18 protein-coding genes and 2 tRNA genes are annotated in these 20,408 nt (G+C 68.8%); 13 read left to right on the forward strand and 7 right to left on the reverse strand.

The window, feature by feature from the left end; genetic code table 11:
- The first annotated feature begins 112 nt into the window (after positions 1-112).
- Both AB8K43_RS10515 and AB8K43_RS10520 read left to right on the forward strand, forming a co-directional pair.
- Positions 113-577, forward strand: coding sequence for an acyl-CoA thioesterase (locus AB8K43_RS10515; protein ID WP_370894110.1), 465 nt, complete (start codon positions 113-115; stop codon positions 575-577).
- A complete protein-coding gene (locus AB8K43_RS10520) occupies positions 574-1,203 on the forward strand; it encodes a hypothetical protein (RefSeq protein ID WP_370894112.1) in 630 nt (209 codons plus the stop codon). The genes AB8K43_RS10515 and AB8K43_RS10520 overlap by 4 nt, the downstream gene beginning before the upstream one ends.
- Here AB8K43_RS10520 and AB8K43_RS10525 read toward each other — a convergent pair.
- On the reverse strand, positions 1,200-2,609 hold the full coding sequence (locus AB8K43_RS10525; RefSeq protein ID WP_370894114.1) for an MFS transporter: 1,410 nt from the start codon (positions 2,607-2,609) through the stop codon (positions 1,200-1,202). The genes AB8K43_RS10520 and AB8K43_RS10525 overlap by 4 nt on opposite strands.
- 99 nt (positions 2,610-2,708) lie before the next feature.
- Between AB8K43_RS10525 and AB8K43_RS10530 the strand changes: the two genes are divergently transcribed.
- A complete protein-coding gene (locus tag AB8K43_RS10530; RefSeq protein WP_370894115.1) occupies positions 2,709-3,503 on the forward strand; it encodes an inositol monophosphatase in 795 nt (264 codons plus the stop codon).
- A gap of 94 nt (positions 3,504-3,597) precedes the next feature.
- Here the strand turns inward: AB8K43_RS10530 and AB8K43_RS10535 are convergent, their stop codons facing one another.
- Genes AB8K43_RS10535 through pepN form a run of 5 tightly spaced genes read right to left on the reverse strand, consistent with a single transcriptional unit; the run spans position 3,598 to position 9,997 of the window.
- The gene (locus AB8K43_RS10535; protein ID WP_370894117.1) at positions 3,598-4,392 is read right to left on the reverse strand and encodes a glycerophosphodiester phosphodiesterase; all 795 of its coding nucleotides are present in this window, start codon (positions 4,390-4,392) and stop codon (positions 3,598-3,600) included.
- Positions 4,389-6,086 (reverse strand): alpha-amylase family glycosyl hydrolase, encoded by a 1,698-nt coding sequence (locus tag AB8K43_RS10540; RefSeq protein ID WP_370894119.1) that lies wholly within the window; start codon positions 6,084-6,086, stop codon positions 4,389-4,391. The genes AB8K43_RS10535 and AB8K43_RS10540 overlap by 4 nt, the downstream gene beginning before the upstream one ends.
- On the reverse strand, positions 6,083-6,484 hold the full coding sequence (locus tag AB8K43_RS10545; RefSeq protein WP_370894120.1) for a globin: 402 nt from the start codon (positions 6,482-6,484) through the stop codon (positions 6,083-6,085). The genes AB8K43_RS10540 and AB8K43_RS10545 overlap by 4 nt, the downstream gene beginning before the upstream one ends.
- Positions 6,485-6,509: 25 nt before the next feature.
- The gene (locus tag AB8K43_RS10550; RefSeq protein ID WP_370894121.1) at positions 6,510-7,457 is read right to left on the reverse strand and encodes a mechanosensitive ion channel family protein; all 948 of its coding nucleotides are present in this window, start codon (positions 7,455-7,457) and stop codon (positions 6,510-6,512) included.
- Positions 7,454-9,997 carry an aminopeptidase N gene (pepN, locus tag AB8K43_RS10555; protein ID WP_370894123.1) on the reverse strand — a complete coding sequence of 848 codons (2,544 nt, stop codon included), beginning with the start codon at positions 9,995-9,997 and terminating at the stop codon, positions 7,454-7,456. The genes AB8K43_RS10550 and pepN overlap by 4 nt, the downstream gene beginning before the upstream one ends.
- Positions 9,998-10,184: 187 nt before the next feature.
- On the opposite strand from pepN, the gene AB8K43_RS10560 reads away from it, so the two are divergent.
- The 4 genes from AB8K43_RS10560 (at position 10,185) to trmB (ending at position 13,212) form a co-directional block, all read left to right on the forward strand.
- A complete protein-coding gene (locus AB8K43_RS10560; protein ID WP_370894125.1) occupies positions 10,185-10,805 on the forward strand; it encodes a DsbA family protein in 621 nt (206 codons plus the stop codon).
- Positions 10,806-10,886: 81 nt separating this feature from the next.
- Entirely contained in the window at positions 10,887-11,354 is a 468-nt protein-coding gene (locus AB8K43_RS10565; protein WP_370894127.1) for a ribose-5-phosphate isomerase, read from the forward strand.
- A complete protein-coding gene (locus AB8K43_RS10570; RefSeq protein ID WP_370894129.1) occupies positions 11,354-12,448 on the forward strand; it encodes a PP2C family protein-serine/threonine phosphatase in 1,095 nt (364 codons plus the stop codon). Before AB8K43_RS10565 ends, AB8K43_RS10570 begins: the two co-directional genes overlap by 1 nt.
- A gap of 35 nt (positions 12,449-12,483) precedes the next feature.
- The gene (gene trmB / locus AB8K43_RS10575; protein WP_370894131.1) at positions 12,484-13,212 is read left to right on the forward strand and encodes a tRNA (guanosine(46)-N7)-methyltransferase TrmB; all 729 of its coding nucleotides are present in this window, start codon (positions 12,484-12,486) and stop codon (positions 13,210-13,212) included.
- Positions 13,213-13,266: 54 nt separating this feature from the next.
- On the opposite strand, the gene AB8K43_RS10580 is transcribed toward trmB, so the two are convergent.
- Positions 13,267-13,340 (reverse strand) — tRNA-Gly (locus tag AB8K43_RS10580).
- An 81-nt stretch (positions 13,341-13,421) separates the two neighbouring features.
- Here AB8K43_RS10580 and AB8K43_RS10585 point away from each other — a divergent pair.
- From AB8K43_RS10585 to AB8K43_RS10610, 6 genes are all read left to right on the forward strand, one after another.
- A tRNA-Pro gene (locus AB8K43_RS10585) sits at positions 13,422-13,498 on the forward strand.
- Positions 13,499-13,772: 274 nt separating this feature from the next.
- Positions 13,773-15,179, forward strand: a complete 1,407-nt coding sequence (tig, locus tag AB8K43_RS10590; RefSeq protein WP_370894133.1) for a trigger factor — start codon at positions 13,773-13,775, stop codon at positions 15,177-15,179.
- 2 nt (positions 15,180-15,181) lie between these two features.
- Positions 15,182-16,393 carry a sugar MFS transporter gene (locus AB8K43_RS10595; RefSeq protein WP_370894269.1) on the forward strand — a complete coding sequence of 404 codons (1,212 nt, stop codon included), beginning with the start codon at positions 15,182-15,184 and terminating at the stop codon, positions 16,391-16,393.
- A gap of 146 nt (positions 16,394-16,539) precedes the next feature.
- Entirely contained in the window at positions 16,540-17,223 is a 684-nt protein-coding gene (locus AB8K43_RS10600) for a PaaI family thioesterase (protein WP_370894135.1), read from the forward strand.
- Between the two features lie 42 nt (positions 17,224-17,265).
- The gene (treS, locus tag AB8K43_RS10605) at positions 17,266-19,566 is read left to right on the forward strand and encodes a maltose alpha-D-glucosyltransferase (RefSeq protein ID WP_370894137.1); all 2,301 of its coding nucleotides are present in this window, start codon (positions 17,266-17,268) and stop codon (positions 19,564-19,566) included.
- A 235-nt stretch (positions 19,567-19,801) separates the two neighbouring features.
- A complete protein-coding gene (locus AB8K43_RS10610) occupies positions 19,802-20,386 on the forward strand; it encodes an ATP-dependent Clp protease proteolytic subunit (RefSeq protein ID WP_370894270.1) in 585 nt (194 codons plus the stop codon).
- The last annotated feature ends 22 nt before the right edge of the window (positions 20,387-20,408 follow it).

Genomic DNA, 20,408 nt, shown 5'->3' on the forward strand with positions numbered 1-20,408 from the left:
GCCATCTGGGGACGACGAAGCGGTCCCTCCCGCGGGTGTGGACAAGCCGCCTGCTCGGTGCGGGTCGGACCTGGTGACGAAGGGGGCGTGCGGGTCCCCCGATAATGGTCAGATGAGTTCTGCCGCCAATGCCGTGTACTCGACCGAGGTCGCTCTGCGCTGGAGCGATATGGATGCGTACGGACATGTCAACAACGTCCAGTACCTCCGACTCCTCGAGGACGCGCGGATCAGCGCCTTCGACGCCTGGTTCGGAGCCGAGGGCGGCGAGTCCATGCTGGATAGCGGCGTGATCGTGGCCCGCCAGGAGATCGAGTACGTCCGCCCGGCGGTCTATCGTCGCGAGCCCCTGCAGATCGACATGTGGGTGACCTCGATCGGCCGTGCGAGCTTCGGGATTGGGTACGAGATCCGCGATCCCGAGCGGGTCGGCGACGCACTTTACGCTCGCGCGCAGACGACCCTCGCGGCCTTCGACCTCGCCACCGAACGACCCCGCCGGCTGCCAGCCACCGAACGCGCGGCCCTGGAGGCCCACCTCGGGGGACCGGTCGCCTTCCGCCGGGCGAACCGATGAGCACGCTCCGTCTCGGTGACGCCGAGGCAGCAGCTGACCTCGGTCAGTACGCCCAGCGGGCCAAGCGCCTCGATCCCGAAGGGGGGATGCGCCTGCAGGCCGTCGGTACGGTGCTCGCGGCTTGGGTTCGAGTTCTGCCCGGTGATGGTCTGACGCAATCGGGTCTGGTGCTCGGCCTGCGGACCATGGGCCTTACCGAGCCCGCGCAGCTCGATCTCACGGTCCCGATCGGCGCGATCACCGACCGGATTGCGCATGACCCAAACGGCGACCTACCGGTCCCGCCGTCCACGCTCGTCGAGCCCTGGGCGGTGGTGACGCCGCCGCGCGCCGACTGGGAGGACGTCGGCCAGATCGAGCCAACCGCTGCTGCCGAGGCCGCCCGTGAGGGGATCGAAGAGGTCGCGAAGGGGGCACCCGAAGGCTCCGGAGCGGCCATCGTCGCCGAGCTGCGTCGCCGCGTCTGGTCCCGCCCGACACCGACCGATCCGGCCATTCCCGCCGGTGGCGCGCTCGGGCTGCACGCGTTGGGATTCTTAGTCGGTGACGCCCCGGTGCAGGTGCGTCGCCAGGGTCCCTGGACACGCCTGTCGACCCCCTTCGGCCACGTCCTCGCCCGCCGCTAACGCGCGGGAGCCCCAATCCGAAGACCGGTGGGGATGACCACCGCCGCGACCACGGCGAGCCCGCCCCAGAGCCAGCCGAAGGTGGAGCCCGAGACGTGCTCCCCGCCGCCGGTAAGGAGTGCATAGCCAGCGGTGACGCCTGCGACGCCGAGGATGCTGCCGAGCATGTCGCCGATCGTGAGGGCTGTCGCGGTAGACCCGTGATCTTCGACGGGAGTGCGATCGAGGGCGAGAACCGAGACCGAGGAGAAGGCCGCGCCCATCGCGATGCCTCCGACGACCATCGGTGGGAGCAGGGTCCAGATCGGCCAGCCGAAGGTGGCGAAGGTCGCCATCCCAGCGAGGGCGGCTGCCATCGCCGCACCGCCGAAGGTCACCAGTCGATCGCGGCGACGAGCGGCGGCATCTTGCCCCTGCGCCCACGCTCCGAGCGCCCAGCCGAGCGCGCCCACTGCGAGGACGAGCCCCGCGGTGGTGACACCGGTGCCGCGGACCTGTTCGAGCATGAGCGGGACGTAGGTGAGCGAACCGAAATAGGCGCCCGGGAGCAGCATTCGGGCGAGGATCACCGAGGGCAGACCGCGGGCCATGCGGAAGGTCCCCTTCGGGATGAGGAAGGGAGCCGTGAGGAGCACCGCCACCAGCCCGGTGATCGCAGCGATCGTCCGTGGGTTGATTTCGGGATCGAGTTCGCGAGCACCCCATTGCAAGATGCCGGCCGCGACCGCGAGCCCGAGGCCGAACCACGCAGCCCGGACGTGCTCGTCGTGGTCGCGAGAGGACTCGCCGACCTCGGAGTCTGCGCCGCTCACGACCGATCGGCGCGCATAGATCACGAACCCGGTGAGGACGACCGGCGGTACCACAATCGCGAAGACCCAACGCCAAGACACGGTCTGCGACAACCACCCAGCGATGACCGGACCGATCAGCGCGGGGAGGACCCAAGCCGCCGACACCGCAGCGAAGACCTTGGGCCGCAGCACCTCTGGGTAGAAGCGCCCGACCACCACGTAGAGCGCCACGACGAGCAGTCCCGCGCCCAAGCCGGTGAGGGCGCGCCCGACGAGGAAGAGTTCGCTGCTGTTCGCGAGGGCACAGGTGGCGCACCCCGCGGCGAAGAGGATCTGACCGGCGAACACCGATGGCATCGGCCCTGAGCGGTCGGTCCAGACCCCCGCGAGCACATTGCCGAGCAACTGGGTCGTGTACATCACCGAGAACGCCAGGCCATAGGAGCGGAGCATGTCGAGCTCGGCGGCGGCGAGCGGCATCGCGGTGCTGATCGACATCATCTCGAAGGCGACGATGGTGACCAGAGCGATGAGCGCGATGGTGATCACCCGGTATGCGGGTCCGAAGATTCCTTGGGTCTGCGGGACGCTCGTCGTGGTCGGGGATGGCACCTAGGCAGGTTACGCGAGGACCTCCACCCGCACGACCCGACGCGGCCGCGGGCAGGACCCCTTCGGTCGGCATTCGGGACGCCACTACGCTGCGGTGTTGTGGACCAGTGGACCGATGTCTCGACGATCCCCAGCGACCTCGATGACGCGGCCCTCGCGGCCGAACTCACCCGGCGCGCCTCGCACCTGGCGTTGCATCTACGCGCCGAGGGCCTGACGTCGAGGAGCAAGTCGAACCTCTCGGATGTCGTGACCGAGGCCGACCACGCCGCCGAGGAGTTCGTCGTTTCTGCGCTCACGCTGCTCCGGCCAGGCGACGGGATCGTCGGGGAAGAGGGTGCCAACGCCGCCTCGCGGACCGGCCGGACCTGGGTGATCGACCCCGTCGACGGGACCTACAACTTCCTCTCGGGCACCGCCTATTGGTGCAGTGCGATCGCCTTGCGCGATGACGAAGGGGTGATCCTGGGGTCGGTCCATCAACCGGCAGTCGGTGAAGCCTGGCTTGGGGGCCGGGATCTGCCCACTCAATGCAATGGCGTGACGCTCGATCCACTCGAGGATCTCCCGCTCGCCGAGGTAGCGCTCGCGACCTATATCCACCCCACCCGATTCGCGGATGCCGCTCTGCGCGAACCGTGGCTCGCGGCGGCGCGGGGCGCGGCGACGATCCGGATGCTCGGGTCCGGCTCGTGCGATCTCGCGGCCGTCAGCGCCGGGAGGTTCGGTGCCTGGGCTCAGCAGAGCGTCCCCGACTGGGACTGGTTGCCTGGCTCGGCGCTCGTGCTCGCTGCCGGTGGCGAGGCCGTGCAGGTCGAGACCGCGGGCGCCACCTGGTCGGTCGCCGGCCGCCCGACCGCCGTGCGACAGGTGATCGACGCCCTCACCGCCTAAATCGCCCTCCCCCTTCTGCTGGGTCGATGTATTCGGCGGTCACAGGTGACGGCGCAATACATCGACGCGGCGGCTGGGGTCGAAGGGGGAGGGGCTAGAGCGGGGTGCCGCGGGCGGCGAGGACGTCGCGCAGGGTGTCGATCCGGTCGGTGACGATGCCGTCGACGCCGAGGTCGAGCAGGCGGTTCATCTCCTCGGCATCGTCGATGGTCCACACGTGGACCTGTTTGCCGAGGCGGTGGGCGAGGCGCAGCAGCCCGCGCGTCACGACCCGCACGGTGCGGCCGCCGACGGAGTGGCTCACCGGGATCTGCAGGGCCTGCGCGCGGGAGCGCACCAGGCGGTCGAGGACGGGCGGGCTGAGCCGCATCGAGGCCACCTCGAGCGGGCCGGCGGAGGTCGCGAGATCTGGGCCGAGCGCGCGGCGCACGGCCCGCAGGCGTGAGTCCGAGAAGGACCCGATACACACGCGGTCGATCGCGCGATGGCGGCGGATCGCCTCGACGAGGGGCTCGATCGCGGAGGCGGCCTTGACGTCGATATTGAAGCGGGCATCGGGGAAGGTCTCGAAGAGCTCATCCATCAGTGGAATCGCGTGGCCCGCTCCGATCCGGGCGCTCGAGACCTCGCTCCAGGGAAGGGCGGCGATCACCCCTTCAGCGTCGGTCACTCGGTCGAGCACGGTGTCGTGGAAGGCGACGAGCGCTCCGTCAGAGGTCGCGTGGACATCGGTCTCGAGATAGCGATAGCCGAGCGCAACGGCCTCGGCGAAGGCGGCCACGGTGTTTTCGTGCCCGACATTTGGCTCATACCCGGCACCACCGCGGTGAGCGAGCGCCAGCGGGGGCGCATCGAAATACGGGAAGTCTCGGGCCGGCCGCGCCCTCATGGCAGCCGCGCCCAGACCGTGACGTCGGTGGGCACCGTCTCCCCGTCGAGGGGTGCGGAGGAGACCAACACGGTGGCCTCGGGCGGAAGGGGGACCGCCTCGCCGCCGAGATTGGCGAGCACCAGGGTGCGCTGCTCACCCGAGGTCACGACATAGGCGACGACGTCGTCACCCAGTCCGCTCACCTCATCGAGCGCGCCGCGTACGAGCGCGAGCGACCGCCGAAGGCGAAGCACCTCGCGATACAGCTCCAGGGTTGAGCCAGCGACGCCGCGCTGCTGGTCGACGGCGAGGTCGCCGTACACCGCCGGTTGCGGGAGCCAGGTTGCTCCAGTGGGGCCGAAGCCGAAGCCCGGCGCATCACCCGCCCACGGCATCGGGACCCGGCAGCCGTCTCGGCCGACTTCGGTCCCGGAGGTACGGAAGAAGGTCGGGTCCTCCCGGTAATGCGCGTCGAGCGCGGTGTGCTCGGGGAGACCAAGCTCCTCGCCCTGGTAAAGGTAGGCGCCGCCGGGCAGAGCCAGCATGAGCAAGGTCGCCGCGCGCGCCCGTCGCAGGCCGAGCTCGGCATCGGGCTGCGGGTCGTCGGCGGTGATGCCGTTGGGTCGTTCGCCGTCCTGGGGGAGCCCGAGGCGGCTGGCGTGCCGCAGCACGTCGTGGTTCGACAGCACCCAGGTCGCTGGGGCCCCGACGCTGTCCCCGGCGCGCAGCGATTCGGCGATGACCTCTCTCAAATCCGCTGCGCGCCAGGGCGTTTCGAGGAAGTCGAAGTTGAACGCCTGGTGGAACTCATCGCTGCGCACATACCGGGCCGCGCGCTCGGCGGGCCGCACCCACGCCTCGGCGACGAGGATGCGCTCGGGGGAGTCGTACTCCTCGACGACCGTGCGCCACTCGCGGTAAATCTCGTGCACACCATCCTGATCCCAGAAGGGGGACTCCGAAGTCACCTCGAGCAGTCCTCCCGGCCGATGGGGCCAGTCCGGGAGCCCCGGCGCCTTGACGAGCCCATGGGCGACATCGACGCGGAAACCATCGACGCCGCGATCGAGCCAATACCGCAGGATCGAGACGAACTCGGCCCGCACCTCCTCGTTGTCCCACGCGAGGTCCGGCTGGGTCACGTCGAAGAGGTGCAGGTACCACTGCCCGGGACGCCCGTCGGCCTCGATCACTCGGGTCCATGCCTCGCCGCCGAAGACCGAGCGCCAATCGTTCGGCGGCTCGCTCCCGTCGCCGCGTCCATCGCGGAAGATGTACCGCGCTCGCTCGGGCCCGCCCGGCGCACCCGCGAGGGCTTCGACAAACCAGGGGTGCTCGCTGGAGGTGTGATTCGGGACGAGGTCGACGATCACCTTCAAGCCCAGCTTGTGGGCCCGCGCGATGAGCTCGTCGGCGTCGGCGAGCGATCCGAAGAGCGGGTCGATATCGCGGTAGTCGGCGACGTCGTACCCGGCGTCGTGCTGGGGAGAGCGATAGAAGGGGGAGAGCCAGAGCGCATCGACACCGAGGTCGCCCAGGTGCGTCAGGCGCGCGGTGATCCCCGGCAGATCACCGATGCCGTCGCCATCGCTGTCGGCCCAACTGCGCGGGTACACCTGATAGATCACGGCGTCCCGCCACCAGGTATGCGCCGCCGCCTGGTCGGGATCGTGGAGGCGGGTCAGCCCGAAGGGGGTATCCCCACCGGTCACGGTGCACCTCGGTCATCGGTGTTGACGAGCATGTGCGCGGCCCGCATGAAGTACTCACGCATGACCTCGGCGTGCGCCTCCGGCAGGTCGACCCGGTCCATCGCGGCCGTCATATGCCGCAGCCAACGGTCTCGCATGTCGAGGGTCACCGGGAAGGGCTGGTGGCGCATCCGCAGGCGCGGGTGACCACGCTGTTCGCTATAGGTGTGTGGCCCTCCGAAGTACTGCTCGAGGAACATCCGCAGGCGATCCTCGGCCGGTCCGAGATCCTCTTCGGGGTAGAGCGCCCGCAACTCGGGGTCAGCCGCCACCCCTTCGTAGAAGGCGCGGACGAGGGCGACGAACGTGTCGTGGCCACCGACCTGGTCGTAAAAGGTGTCACCGGGCTGGACGCTCACGTCCCGCAGTGTGCCACGCGCTCCTTTACGGGCGGTCGGTGGTCGCCGCGATCGGGGGGATCGGGGGACCGGCAACCCCTTCGCGGTCGAAGGCATCCTTGACCCGACGGCGGATCTCGCGCTGCACGCCCCAGTGCTCATCGGGGGCGCACCGCGCCAGGATCTTGACCGTGACCGTGCCACCGGTGATCGACTCGACGCCCATCACGCGCGGCTCCTCCATCAGCTTGTCGTGCCAGGCATCGTCCTCGTCCATCTCGTGGACCGCGGTGCGGATGATGCCGAGCACCTTGTCGACGTCCTCGCGGTAAGAGAAGGGGATGTCGACCGAGGCCGTGGCCCAGCCCTGGGAGCGGTTCGCGATCCGGATGATCTCGCCGTTGCGGACATACCAAACGGTGCCGGTCACATCCCGCAACCGGGTCACGCGCAGGGTCACCTCTTCGACGGTGCCGATCGCCTCGCCGGTGTCGACGATGTCGCCGACGCCGTACTGGTCCTCGAGGATCATGAAGATGCCGGAGAGGAAGTCCTTCACGAGCGACTGCGCGCCGAAACCGAGGGCGACGCCACCGACGCCGGCGGAGGCCAGCAGCGGCGCGAGCGGGATGCCGACGATGCCCATGACCGTCACGATCGCGATCCCGCTGATCACGAGGGTGCTGATCGAGCGGAGAAGCGAGCCCAGGGTCTCGGTCCGTTGCCGGTGACGTTCCTTGGCCGCGCCGGTCGCGGCGGCGATGACCCGCTCGCCGCGCCCGACTTCTTCCTTGCGCAACTTCTCGCTGGACTTGACCGATCGCGCCACGAACTGGTCGATCATCCGGTGGAGCAACGCCCGCACGACGACCGCGAGGACGATCGTCAGCAGGATGAGCAGCGGTGCGCCGAGGAGCCAGCTCACGACCTTCTCGGTCGTCGAGGTAGCGGTGTTGATCGCGTCCTCAGCGTTGTCCAAGGCAGAGGAGATCACTGGGCGTCGCGCTCCTGGGCGGCCACCGCGCGCAGGACCGCATCCCGGTTTTCAGCGACGAGGCGGCGCAGGCCAGCGGGCGCCTCGGGGTGCCCGTCCAGCCACGCCTGAGTCGCCTCGGCGAGAGCCGGCGAAGCGAGCGCGATCGGGTAGAAGCCGATCACGATGCCCTCACCGATCGCGTGCGTGCGCTCACTCCAAATGCGTTCCAGCGCCTCGTGGTAGCGCGAGACGAAGGGGGTAAGCAGGTCGGTGTCGTGCGCGCGGCCCCAGCCGAGCGCGTAGGCATCGACGACCGCGTTGGAGGTATCGGGTGCCTCCACGCCAGCGGCCCACGCGGCCTCCTTCGCTTCCGTGGTCGGGGCCGTCGCGACGGCGCGAGCGGCCCGCTCGCGGCCGGTCGACGTGCCATCGCGCTCGAGTTCAGCATCAACTAGCGAGCGGTCCGCCACGCCGGAGGCCAGCAGAGCGGTGATCAGCGTCCAGCGCATGTCGGTGTCGACATCGAGCCCGTCGAGCGGCGCGCTCCCGTCGAGGAGCCCCTCGACCCAGGCGACATCATCACCCTTCGCGATCAGGCCCGCGCAGGCGGTGACGAGCTGGAGCTGGGCGTCGCTGCCGGGCTCGGCGGCGCCGGCGAGATCGCGCAGCGTCTCCAAGACCCGCCGACGCAGTGCTTCGCGGCGATCCGGGGCGCTGTAGGTGAGCACGGCGGTCCCGATCTGCGCGAGCAGGCTCTTGATCAGGTTGGAGTCGGTCAGGCCCGGGAGGGCGGACAGGGCGATCGCGGCGTAGTCGCTCGCGCCCATCTCGGCGTCACGGGTCATGTCCCAGGCACTCGCGAGCGCGAGCGACTGCGGGAGCGAATCGGTAAAGGCGCGCGGGTTGGCCCGCAGCGTCGCGAGCGAGCGCTCGTCGAGGCGGATCTTCGCGTAGGCGAGGTCATCGTCGTTGACGAGCAGCAGGTCCGGCTGCGGGCGACCGATCAGCTGCGGCACGGGGGTGAGCTCGCCGTCGACATCGAGCTCGATCCGCTCGGTGCGATGAAGGACGCCGTCGACGAGGTCGTAGAGACCCACCGCGAGGCGGTGCGGACGCAGCGTCTCGTAGCCCGGCGCGAAGGTCTGCTCGATGTCGGCGTTGGCGATTAGGCCGCGCTCGTCGACGGTGAGGACCGGGCGCAGCGTGTTGACGCCAGCGGTTTCGAGCCACAGGGCCGACCAGGCGCGCAGGTCGCGCCCCGAGGTGGCCTCGAGCTCGTCGAGGAGGTCATCGAGGGTCGTGTTGCTCCACGCGTGCTTGGCGAAGTAGGTGCGCAGACCGTCGCGGAAGGGCTCGCGGCCGACGTAGGCGACGAGTTGCTTGAGGACCGATGCCCCCTTCGCATACGTGATCCCGTCGAAGTTCACCTCGACGTCCTCCAGATCGCGGATCGGCGCGACGATCGGGTGCGTGGAGGAGAGTTGGTCCTGGCGGTAGGCCCAGGCCTTCTCGTGGGTCGAGAAGGTGGTCCATGCGTTGACCCACTCCGTGGCCTCGGACTGGCAGGTCGTCGAGGCCCACTCGGCAAAGGACTCGTTGAGCCAGAGGTCGTTCCACCAGCGCATCGTGACGAGGTTGCCGAACCACATGTGGGCGAGCTCGTGCAAGACGGTGAGGGCGCGACGCTCGATCAGGCTGTCCGGCACCTTCGAGCGGAAGACGTACATCTCGTTGAAGGTGACGCAGCCGGCGTTTTCCATCGCGCCCATGTTGTATTCGGGCGTGAAGATCTGGTCGTACTTGGTGAAGGGGTACGGCTGGTCGAACTCGTCCTCGAAGAAGGCGAAGCCCGCCTTGGTGAGGGCGAAGAGGTTGTCCGCGTCGAGGTGGTCGACGAGGGAGCGACGGCAGAAGATCCCGAGGGGGACCTCGCCCCGGCGCGAGGTGAGGCTGTCGCGCATCACGGCGTACGGGCCGGCGACGAGCGCGGTGATGTAGCTCGAGATCCGCTCGGTGCGGGGGAAGTCCCAGGTGGCGATCCCGTCACCGGCTGGCGTCGGCTCCGGCGTCGGCGCGTTCGAGACGACCTCCCAGTGCGCGGGCGCGGTCACGTGGAAGGTGAACTCGGCCTTGAGGTCGGGCTGCTCGAAAACCGGATACATCCGGCGGCTGTCGGGCACCTCGAATTGGGAGTAGAGGTAGACCTCGTCATCGACCGGATCGACGAAGCGGTGCAGGCCCTCTCCGGTGTGCATGTAGGTGCCCGTGCCAACGACCGTCAGTTCGTTGGTCGCGTCAAGGCCCGGCAGGCGCACTCGCGAGTCCGCGAAGTGCTCGGCGGGGTCGAGGTCGACGCCGTTGAGGGTGATCCGCTCGACGGTGCCGATGAAGTCAAGGAAGGTCTCCGCGCCGGGTTCGGTGCACGTGAAGGTGAGCGAATTCGTCGTCGCGAAGGTCGTCTCCGACGTGGTGAGGTCGAGGGTGATGTCGTAGTGCGAGACCTCAATGAGCGCAGCGCGCGCGGCCGCTTCGTCGCGGGTCAGGTTGGTGCCGGGCACACGTCCTCCTGGTGTGGCTGTGATGCGGTTTGTTCGGTGTTGACGGGGCACGGCGCAAGGGGGCCGCCCGTAGGTTCACCTCCCATCCTGGCACGCGATCCCTAACGAACCCTGAGCGTTGCGCCTCGGATCCGGCCCGGCGTCGGCGAGCAAGCAGCAGCGGCACGGCTCTGTCAGGATGAACCCCATGACCGATCCGCGACACGCCGAGCACGCCACCGTCGAGATGTGGTTCGACCCCGTCTGCCCGTGGGCCTGGATGACCTCCCGGTGGCTGATGGAGGTCGAAAAGGTCCGCGATGTCACGGTGACGTGGTCGCAGATGAGCCTCGCCATGCTGAACGAAGGGCGTGAGCTGGACGAGGAATACGCCGAGCTATTGGAGCGCGCGTGGGCGCCCGTGCGCGTCATCGCCGCCGCCCGCGCCCTTCGCGGCGACGAGATCACCAAGCCCCTGTACGACGCGCTTGGGGAGCAGATCCATCGTCGCGGCGAGCAGGATCCCGCCGTCGCGATCCCCGCGGCCCTTGCCGCCCTGGACCTGCCGCCGGAGCTCGCGGACGCGGCGTCGGACTCCTCCTATGATGCGACGGTCCGCGAGAGCCACGACCGGGCCCTGGCGCTCGTCGGCGATGATGTGGGAACCCCGGTGATTGCCGTCGGGGAGGTCGCCTTCTTCGGCCCGGTCGTCTCACCCGCTCCGAAGGGGGAGGCCGCTGGCCGACTCTGGGATGGTTGCCTCCTTGTCGCGGGGACGGACGGGTTCTTCGAGCTGAAGAGGTCCCGAACCCGTGATCCGATCTTGTAAATAACGACCGATGAAGGGGGACCGGCGCCACACCCGGGCCCCCGACCGACCAACTTGCCTGTCATCAAGGAGACCAATCCCATGCGCGTCCACATCGGCGGTGACCACGCCGCCTTCGAACTCCACCAGGACCTGATCGCCTACTTGCGCGAACTGGGCCACGAAGTGACCGACCACGGGCCCCACGCCTACGACCCGGTCGATGATTACCCGGTCTTCGTGCTGCGGACCGCGCTCGCGGTCCGCGAGGACGTCGGCAGTCGCGGGATCGTCCTCGGCGGCTCCGGCAACGGGGAACAGATGGCCGCTAACAAGGTCCGGGGCATCCGCGCGGCGCTCTGCTACAACACCGAACTGGCCCGGCTCGCCCGGGAGCACAACGATGCCCAGATCATCTCGATCGGTGGGCGGATGAATACGGCCGAAGAGGCCAAGGAGATGGTCCGAGTCTTCCTCGAGACCGAGTTCACCGGCGAGGAGCGCCACCAGCGTCGCATCGACATGGTGCTCGCGTGGGAGACCGACCGCGTGCTGCCTCCGATGGATTAATGGTCCAACAGGCCCGGCGCACGCAGCGCCTCGTCCCGCCCCTTCGTCACGTCGCGACGCGCACGACGACGACGCAGGGCGGTGAGGCGCGCCTGGATGTGATCTGCGGCCTGGTCTCGGCGACCGCCATCGCGCACCTGCTCTGGCCGCGGTGGGTCCCGATCGCCGGGCTCATCCCCTGGGTCGTGATCGGTGCGGTCTTTTTGACCCTGCCGCGGCTGCGGGTGCTCTACACGGTGACCGTCTTTTGGCTCGCCGTCGCCGTGATGATCGAGTGGGCCGACTCTCCGTACCACGAGGGCGCCGTCGTCGTCGCGACGATGCTGATGATGTACCCCGTGTCGGTCTCCCGCTCCCGGCACGGCGTGCACGGCCTCGGCGGCGACCGGATGCTGAGCGATCTGCGCGATGAGCTCTCCCACCTCGGCGAGATTCCCTCCCTTCCGCCGGGCTGGCGCGCCGAGCGGGCCATCGCGACCGCCCACGACCAGGCCTTCTCCGGAGACTTCAACGTCACCGTGCTCGATGAGGACGAGCGCATCCTGCAACTGCTCCTGACCGATGTGAGCGGCAAGGGGCAGCGGGCTGGGACACGCGCCCTCGTCCTCTCGGGGGCGATGACCGGGGTCATGGGTGGCGGTGAGCCCGGCGCCGTCCTCGCGGCCGCCAACGCCTACCTCGCGCGCTATGGCGGGCGCGAGGGTTTTGCCACGGCGGTCCATCTCGTGGTCGATCTGGTCGACGGTGCCTTCGAGGTGGGGACGGCCGGGCACATCCCGGCGATGTACTACGACGCTGGGCGGGGGCGGTGGAGCGCCCTCGATGGGGCCCGCGGCCCGGCGCTGGGTTTTGTCGAGCACGCCCACTATGAGCGGGTCAGCGGCGTGCTCGGTCGCGGGGACGCGATCCTGATTTGCACCGACGGGGTGGTCGAGTCCCGACGGATGCGGATCGAGGACGGGATCGACTGGATGCTCGGACGCGCAGAGGCCCGGATGGCTGCTGGTTTTTCGGGTCTCGTCGCCGATCTCGTGAGCGACGGTCGCGCCGGCGCCGAGGATGATCGGGCCGCGATCCTGCTCTGGCGCGAATAGGGCGAAGGGGGTCCGCGCGACTACGCTGGCGCGCCGTGATCTCGAACCAGGGCGCGAACGCGCACCGCTACCGGAGCCCGATCGTCGACCCGGAACTCACCGAAGGGGGCCGCCCGGTCTCGTCGGTGCGCACCTTCACCCCCCGCTGGCGGGTGTCGCCACTCACCGCGGAGCGGATGGACACCCTGATGCCCCGCTACGGCGTGCCGGATGGGCCGCTGGATCAGGACGCCGCGTTCGGCCGGGTTGCGCCGCTGGTCTTTGAGATTGGCTCCGGCCATGGGGCGGCGGCGATCGCGTACGCGAGCGAGCACCCCGAACACAACATCCTCGCTGCCGAGGTCCACGTCCCGGGCGTCGCGCGGATGCTGGCCCGCGTCGACGAGGCGGGCCTGACCAACCTGCGAGTCCACCGCGGAGATGCTCTCGAGTACCTGCAGCAGTGGGTTCCGGCGGGAAGTCTCGAGGCGGTTCACCTCTTCTTCCCCGACCCATGGCCGAAGAACCGCCACGCGAAGCGGCGGTTCGTCCAACAACACACCCTCACCCTGATCGCCGACCGCCTTCGGCCGGGCGGGACGTTGCTCATCGCGACGGATCACGCGATCTACGCCGAGCATGCTCTCGAGCAGCTGGCTGCTCACGGCGGCTATGACGTCGTGCTGGGGGAGCGGCCGTCGTGGCGACCGAGCGATGGTTTTGAGGACAAGGGCGTGCTCGCGGGCCGTTCGATCACCGAGATCCGCGCCTCCCGCCCGCGCTGATATCCGCACCAGATGAAGAGAACCCCCGGCTGATTGGCCGGGGGTTCCTTCGCGTGGAGCGGGCGACGGGAATCGAACCCGCGTAGCCAGTTTGGAAGACTGGGGCTCTACCATTGAGCTACGCCCGCGAGGCGGGTGCCAGCCAGTGCTGGACCACGGGTTAGCCTAATGCCCGTTGTCGCTGCGGCACGAATCGCCGCATGGCCGTTCGGGGTATGGCGCAGGTTGGTAGCGCGTCCGCTTTGGGAGCGGAAGGCCGCCGGTTCAAATCCGGCTACCCCGACCAACAGCCGAAGGGGGCATCGCGATCGAGCGATGCCCCCTTCGGCGTATGTCGGCGGTTGACCACGAAGCCGAAGGGGAGCACTGGCCGCCTTGAAAAGCCCGCGTTTCGTGGCGGGAGGCCACGGGCGGCTAGAGTGGGGCACCGGTCGTGGATGCCCCCGGGCGTCCGCGCGCTTATTTCGAAGAACTTGCTGCCCGCCACCCTCGCACTGGCGTCGCGTGGGTCTGAGCAGGCCAAAAGACCGTTATCTAACCGACAAAGTGGAGTACCTGCTGTGAAGAGTGCTGTTGAAAAGCTCAACCCGACCCGGGTCAAGATGACTGTCGAGGTCCCGAGTGATGAGCTGCAGCCGTATGTCGATGATGCCCTGAAGAAGATCGCCGGGCAGATCAGCGTGCCCGGCTTCCGCGCCGGCAAGGTCCCGTCGCGGATCATCGAGCAGCGCGTCGGCAAGGGCGCGGTGCTCCAGGAGGCCGTCAACGAGGCCCTGCCCGAGTTCTTCGCCAAGGCCGTCGAGGCCGAGGACCTGAGCCCGCTCGGCCAGCCCGACGTCGAGGTCACCGAGGTCCCCCTCGAAGACGGCCAGGAGCTCGTCTTCACCGTTGAGGTCGAGACCCGTCCCGAGATCACCCTGCCGAACTACGAAGGCCTCGCGATCGAGGTCGACACCGTGGCCGTCACCGATGAGGACGTCGAGGAGCGGCTCACCGAGTTGCGTGAGCGCTTCGGCACCCTGACCGGTGTGGACCGCGCCGTCGAGTCCGGCGACTTCGTCTCGATCGACTTGAAGGCCGCGATCGACGGCGAGGAGATCGACGCCGTCGAGGGCATCTCCTACGAGGTCGGCTCGGGCAACATGCTTGAGGGCATGGACGACGCGCTCGTCGGCATGACCCAGGGCGAGACCAAGACCTTCACCGCCCCGCTCGCTGGCGGCGACAAGGCCGGCCAGGACGCGGACTGCACGATCACCGTCCAGTCGGTGAAGGTCCGCGAGCTGCCCGAGGTCGACGACGAGTTCGCCCAGCTGGCGAGCGAGTTCGACACCGCCGAGGAACTGCGCGCCGATGTCACCAAGCAGGTCGAGCAGGCCAAGCGCTTCGAGCAGGGCGTCCAGGCCCGCGACAAGGTCCTCGACGCGATCCTCGACCAGACCGAGGTTGACCTGCCCGAGAGCCTCGTCGAGGCCGAGATTCACTCGCACCTCGAGCAGGAAAACAAGCTCGACGACGATGTGCACCGCGCCGAGGTCGACGAGCAGACCCGCAAGGCGATGAAGGCTCAGTTCGTCCTTGACGCGCTCGCCGAGGCCGAAGAGGTCGAGGTTGGCCAGCCCGAGATCATCGAGTACCTCATCATGCAGGCCCAGCAGTACGGGATGGACCCGAACCAGTTCGCCCAGATGGTCGACCAGCAGGGGCAGGTCCCGGCGATTGTCGGTGAGGTCGCTCGCCGCAAGGGCCTCGCGGCCGCGCTCGACAAGGCGACGATCACCGACACCGACGGCCAGGCCGTGAACCTGGACGAGCTCGTCCCGCAGGCCGACGACGAAGGGGTCGACGAGGCCCCGATCGAGGATGCCGAGGTCACCGACGAGAGCGCGGACGACGTGGTCGTTGACGACTCGACCGACGGTGAGGGCGAGGTCGTCGTGGACGCCGATAAGGGCCCGCAGGACTGACCCTGACTCCTTCGCACGACAGCACGAGGGCGGCCCATCGGGCCGTCCTCGTCGCCTTCGCTCTCGCCGGTATCGCCTTCGCGACCTGGGCATCTCGCCTGCCGGATATTAAGGCGCAGCTGGGGTTGACCTCGGGCGAGCTCGGGATCACCTTGCTGACCGGCGCGGTGGGTTCGCTGCTCGCCCTTCCACTCGCCGGCGGCATCGCCGAACGGATCGGCGCCGCGGCGACCGTGATGACCGGTGCCGCCTTCGCGGTGACCGGAATCATCGGCATCGGCCTTGGGGTCGATGTCGCCGAGAATCGGTGGCTCGTCTCGGTGGCCCTCTTCATCACCTCGATCGGCATCTCCTTGTGGGATGTCGCGATGAATCTCGAAGGCACGGTCGTCGAGCGTGCCCGCGGCCGCGCGACGATGCCGCTCTATCACGCGCTCTTCTCTGGGGGGACGGTGCTCGCGGCGCTCCTCGGTGCCGTCCTTGTCTGGGCGGAGGTCCCGATCCTGCTCCACCTGAGCGTCGTCGGGCTGATCGTGCTGGTCGTGGCCGAGCGCGCGCGTCGCTCCTTCTTGCCGCACCGGCCGGTCGCGGCGGCGGGAAGTGAGGGCACGGGCGACGGGCCTCCTTCACCCTCGGCTCGCTCGGCGTGGATGGAGCCTCGAACGCTCGCGATCGGCCTCTTTGTCCTGGTCGCGGCCTTCACCGAGGGGACGGCGAACGACTGGATCGCGGTGGCCTTCGTCGACGGTCACGAGGTGCCGGCGTGGGCCGGGGTGGTGGCGTTTGCCCTCTTCCTCACGGCGATGACGACCGGTCGAATCCTCGGCACCGCGTGGCTCGACCGCTGGGGCCGCACCCGGGTCCTGGTCCCGATGCTCGTCCTCGCGGGGATCGGCTCGGTGCTCGTGGTCTTCGGGTCGGTACCGCTGGCGTACCTCGGCACCGTGCTCTGGGGGCTCGGGGTGAGCCTCGGCTTCCCCGTCGGGATGAGCGCCGCCGCGGACGATCCGCGTCGCGCCGCCGCCCGCATGTCGGTCGTCGCGACGATTGGCTACTCGGCCTTCATCGCCGGCCCGCCGGTGCTCGGGCTCCTCGGTGACCACGTCGGGATCCTGCGGGCCCTGCTCCTGGTTGCCGGGATGCTGCTCATCGCCCTCGCGACCGTCACGACGTTGACCCCCCGCCCCGAGCGAGAGCCAGCCCCCACCCCCTAACCGACGTGACTCCACGTCCGTGATGACGGTCACACCCGGGCGCGAAGGGGGAGCGCGCGTGGTGACAATGGCGGGCATCGGTGGGCCCGTCGGCCGACCGATCGCGCTACGCCCCATGACGATTCAACGATGAGGATGGCTGCAACGTGACCGGTGGGCTGATCGTTTCCCCCTTCCCGGTGGAGGACCCGTCGGCCCTGGCCGCGCAGGAGCAGGTCTACGGCGAGCTCGCCGAGAGCATCCGGCCGCTCATCGACGCGTGTGTGCGCACGCGCGTCGAGCCGGAGGAGTTGCGGGCCGTGGCCGCCGAGGTTCGGGCGCTCACCGAGCGGCTGCTCGCGACGGCGCAGGACACCCCGCTCGGCCTGGAAACCTCCAGTGATGGACGCCTGCGCGATCACGGCAATCCGGCGATCGGTCTGCGTAACCCGATCGCGCCCCCTTTGCACATCACCTATCCCGAGCGGGGCCGCGCCGAGTGTTTCTTCAGCCTGGGCGCCCCCTACGAGGGGCCACCGATGCATGTCCACGGTGGCATCGTCGCGACGGTCCTTGACCAGGTGCTTGGCCTGCTACCCGCGCATATCGGCCGGCCGGGCATGACCGCGTATCTCAATTGCACCTACCGGCGTCCCACCCCGCTCGGCGATCTCAGTTGCGTCGCCTGGGTCGAGGAGGAGTTGGGCTTTAAGACCTTGGTTCGCGGCGAGCTACGCGATGACCAGGGGCGCGTCACGGTGGAGGCCGAGGGTCTCTTCGTGGTCCCGAAATGGGCCCGCCAGCACCTCGGGACACCGGTCGGCGACGCGGGCGACTTCGATCCGGTCTGACGGTCGCTCGCCGGGCCCGGCGGGGTCATAGGGTAGGTCGTTATGGCGACCCCCCCTGAGGAGCACGTGCTGCCCGCCGACCCCGACGCCCAGTCCGACGAGGAGCAAGCGCACGCTCCGGAGGCGCTCGACAACGAGACCTCCGAGCCCAACTTCGCTCAGGTCTTCTACCCCGCCCGGCCCCGCGCCCTTCGTCCGCGAGCTCGACTGCGCGGGAAGGGGGCGCGCTCGGTGATGCGCCCGAGCGAACCGGTCGGGACGAACCCGATCTACGTGGCGTGGCTGCGCAGCCAATCGATGCTGCAGGATGCCAAGGACATCTCCCGCCAGTTCACTGGGTTGGGGAGCATGTGGCAAAACCCGTACGCGACGCCGGATCCGCGCGCGGCCGTGCAGACGGCGTCGGTGTGGTTCACCGCCTACCCGATTTCGATGATCACCCGGCCGGGGGAGTCCTTCCTCGCGACGCTCGCCGACCAGGACCTCTGGCGGACCTTCCAGCGGATCGGGATCCAGGCGATCCACACCGGGCCGGTCAAGACCGCCGGCGGGATCTCGGGCTGGGATATGACGCCGAGCATCGACGGTCACTTCGATCGGATCGGGACCCACATCGATCCGCTCTTCGGCACCGAGGACGACTTCCGCGATATGTGCGTCGTCGCCGCGGCCCACGACGGGACGATCCTCGACGACATCGTCCCTGGTCACACGGGGAAGGGGGCGGATTTCCGCCTCGCCGAGATGGGCCTGGAGGACTACCCGGGGATCTACCACATGGTGGCGATCCCGCCGGAGGATTGGCACCTCCTCCCCGAGGTGCCCGAAGGGCGCGACTCGGTCAATCTCGACGAAGAGGCCGAGCAGTCCCTCGCCGAGGCGGGCTACATCGTTGGGCGGCTGCAACGGGTGATCTTCCAGGTGCCGGGAGTAAAGGACACCAACTGGAGCGCGACCTCTCCGGTGACCGGTCCCGATGGGATCAGCCGCCGCTGGGTGTACCTGCACTACTTCAAGGAGGGGCAGCCCTCGATCAACTGGCTCGATCCCACCTTCGCCGGGATGCGCCTCGTGATCGGCGACGCCCTGCACTCGCTGGGAGACCTCGGCTCCGGGGGCCTACGACTGGACGCCAACGGCTTCCTCGGTGTCGAGAAGTCGGCCGAAGACTCCCCGGCGTGGTCCGAGGGCCACCCGCTCAGCGAGGCCGCGAACCAGCTGATCGGCTCGATGGTGCGCAAGGTCGGGGGCTTCACCTTCCAGGAGCTGAACCTCTCGATCGACGACATCCTCGACACCTCCAAGGCCGGCGCCGACCTCTCTTACGACTTCGTCAACCGTCCGGCGTACCACCACGCGATGGCGACCGGTGACACGGAGTTCCTGCGGCTCACCTTGCGTGAGGCGATGGAGATCGGGGTCGAGGCGGTGTCCTTGGTCCACGCCCTGCAAAACCACGATGAGATGACCTACGAGCTCGTCCACTTCGCGAGCGAGCACGCCGATCAGATCTACCCCTTCCGCGGAGAGGAGATCACCGGCGCCGAGCTCGCCGAGACCATCCGAGCCGAGCTCACCGAGGTGCTGACCGGTGACAACGCTCCGTACAACGCGGTCTTTACGACCAACGGGATCGCTTCGACCACGGCGTCGATCATCGCGGCGTCTTTGGGGATCACCGACCCCGCGTCGATGACCGAGGAGGATGTCGAGCGGGTCACCCAGGCGCATTTGCTGCTCGCGGGCTTCAACGCCCTGCAGCCCGGGGTCTTTGCGCTCTCGGGGTGGGACCTCGTCGGCGCGACGACCCTGCCCCGCGAGCAGATCGAGCACCTGCTGACGACCGGCGATACCCGCTGGATCCACCGCGGCGCGTACGACCTGATGGGGATCGCCCCGGAGGCGACGGCCTCGACCAGCGGGATGCCGCGCGGGCAGGTGCTCTACGGCTCGCTCCCGGAGCAGCTGGAGAACCCCCGCTCCTTCGTCACCCGGCTAAAGGAGATCCTGCACCTGCGCGGGTACTTCGGGATCGCGACGACCCGTCAGATCGACATCCCCGAGGTCTCGCACCCGGCGATGCTCGTCATGGTCCACGAGTACGTGCAGTGGCCCGGACAAAAGCAGCTCACCGTCTTGAACTTCTCCGCCGAGCCGATCGCCGGGACCGTGATCAGCGAGTACTTGGTCCCGGGCTCGACGCTGATGGACATGGGCGACGGCTCCGCCTTCGGGGAGGTCGACCGGCTGCACGGTTTCCACGTCGAGCTCGGCGGCCACCGCGGCCTCGCTCTGCTCGTCACCGAACCGCCCGAGGACGAGCCCGACGAGGACACCGAGTAGCGAGAAGGGGGAGACGCATCCCCCTTCCGACCACCGCCCGATCGGCACCGACGTTGCGCTGTGGGCGAACAGGTTGCGAGGGCGGGATGGATCGAGCGCCCTTGCGCGTTAGGGTCACTGACAAGGCATTCGCGCGACCCGTGGCGGGCCCCGCGCAGAGCACAACCACCGACCGCGAGAGCGAGTGAGCGTGAGCAACAGCACCGAGATCGTCGGCGCCGGCCCCCAGGCCGGGATGGGCCTCGACGACCACATCTACCAGCGCCTCCTTCGAGAGCGCATCATCTTCCTCGGCTCCGATGTGCGTGACGACAACGCCAACGCGATTGCCGCGCAGATGCTGCTCCTGGCAGCCGAGGACCCCGATAAGGACATCTGGCTCTACATCAACAGCCCCGGAGGATCGATCTCCGCGGGGATGGCGATCTACGACACGATGAAGTGGATCCCCAACGACGTCGCGACCGTGGCCATGGGCCTCGCCGCCTCGATGGGTCAGTTCCTCCTCTCCGCTGGCACCCCCGGCAAGCGCTACGCGACCCCCCACGCGCGGGTCATGATGCACCAGCCGTCGGGCGGCATCGGCGGTACCGCCTCGGACATCAAGATCCAGGCCGAGCAGATGCTCTACGTGAAGAAGCAGATGGCCGAGCTGATCGCCGAGCACACCGGCCAGAGCGTTGAGCAGATCGAGAAGGACTCCGACCGCGACCGCTGGTTCAGCGCCGAAGAGGCCAAGGAATACGGCTTCGTCGACCACGTCTTCGCCAGCGCCGAGCAGGCCGGCGGCCGCTCCAGCGACAACCCGGTCACCGACTGACCTCGCGCGTCGGATACAGCCA

The organism is Janibacter sp. GXQ6167 (assembly GCF_041365945.1).
Classification (GTDB): Bacteria; Actinomycetota; Actinomycetes; order Actinomycetales; family Dermatophilaceae; genus JBGFSK01.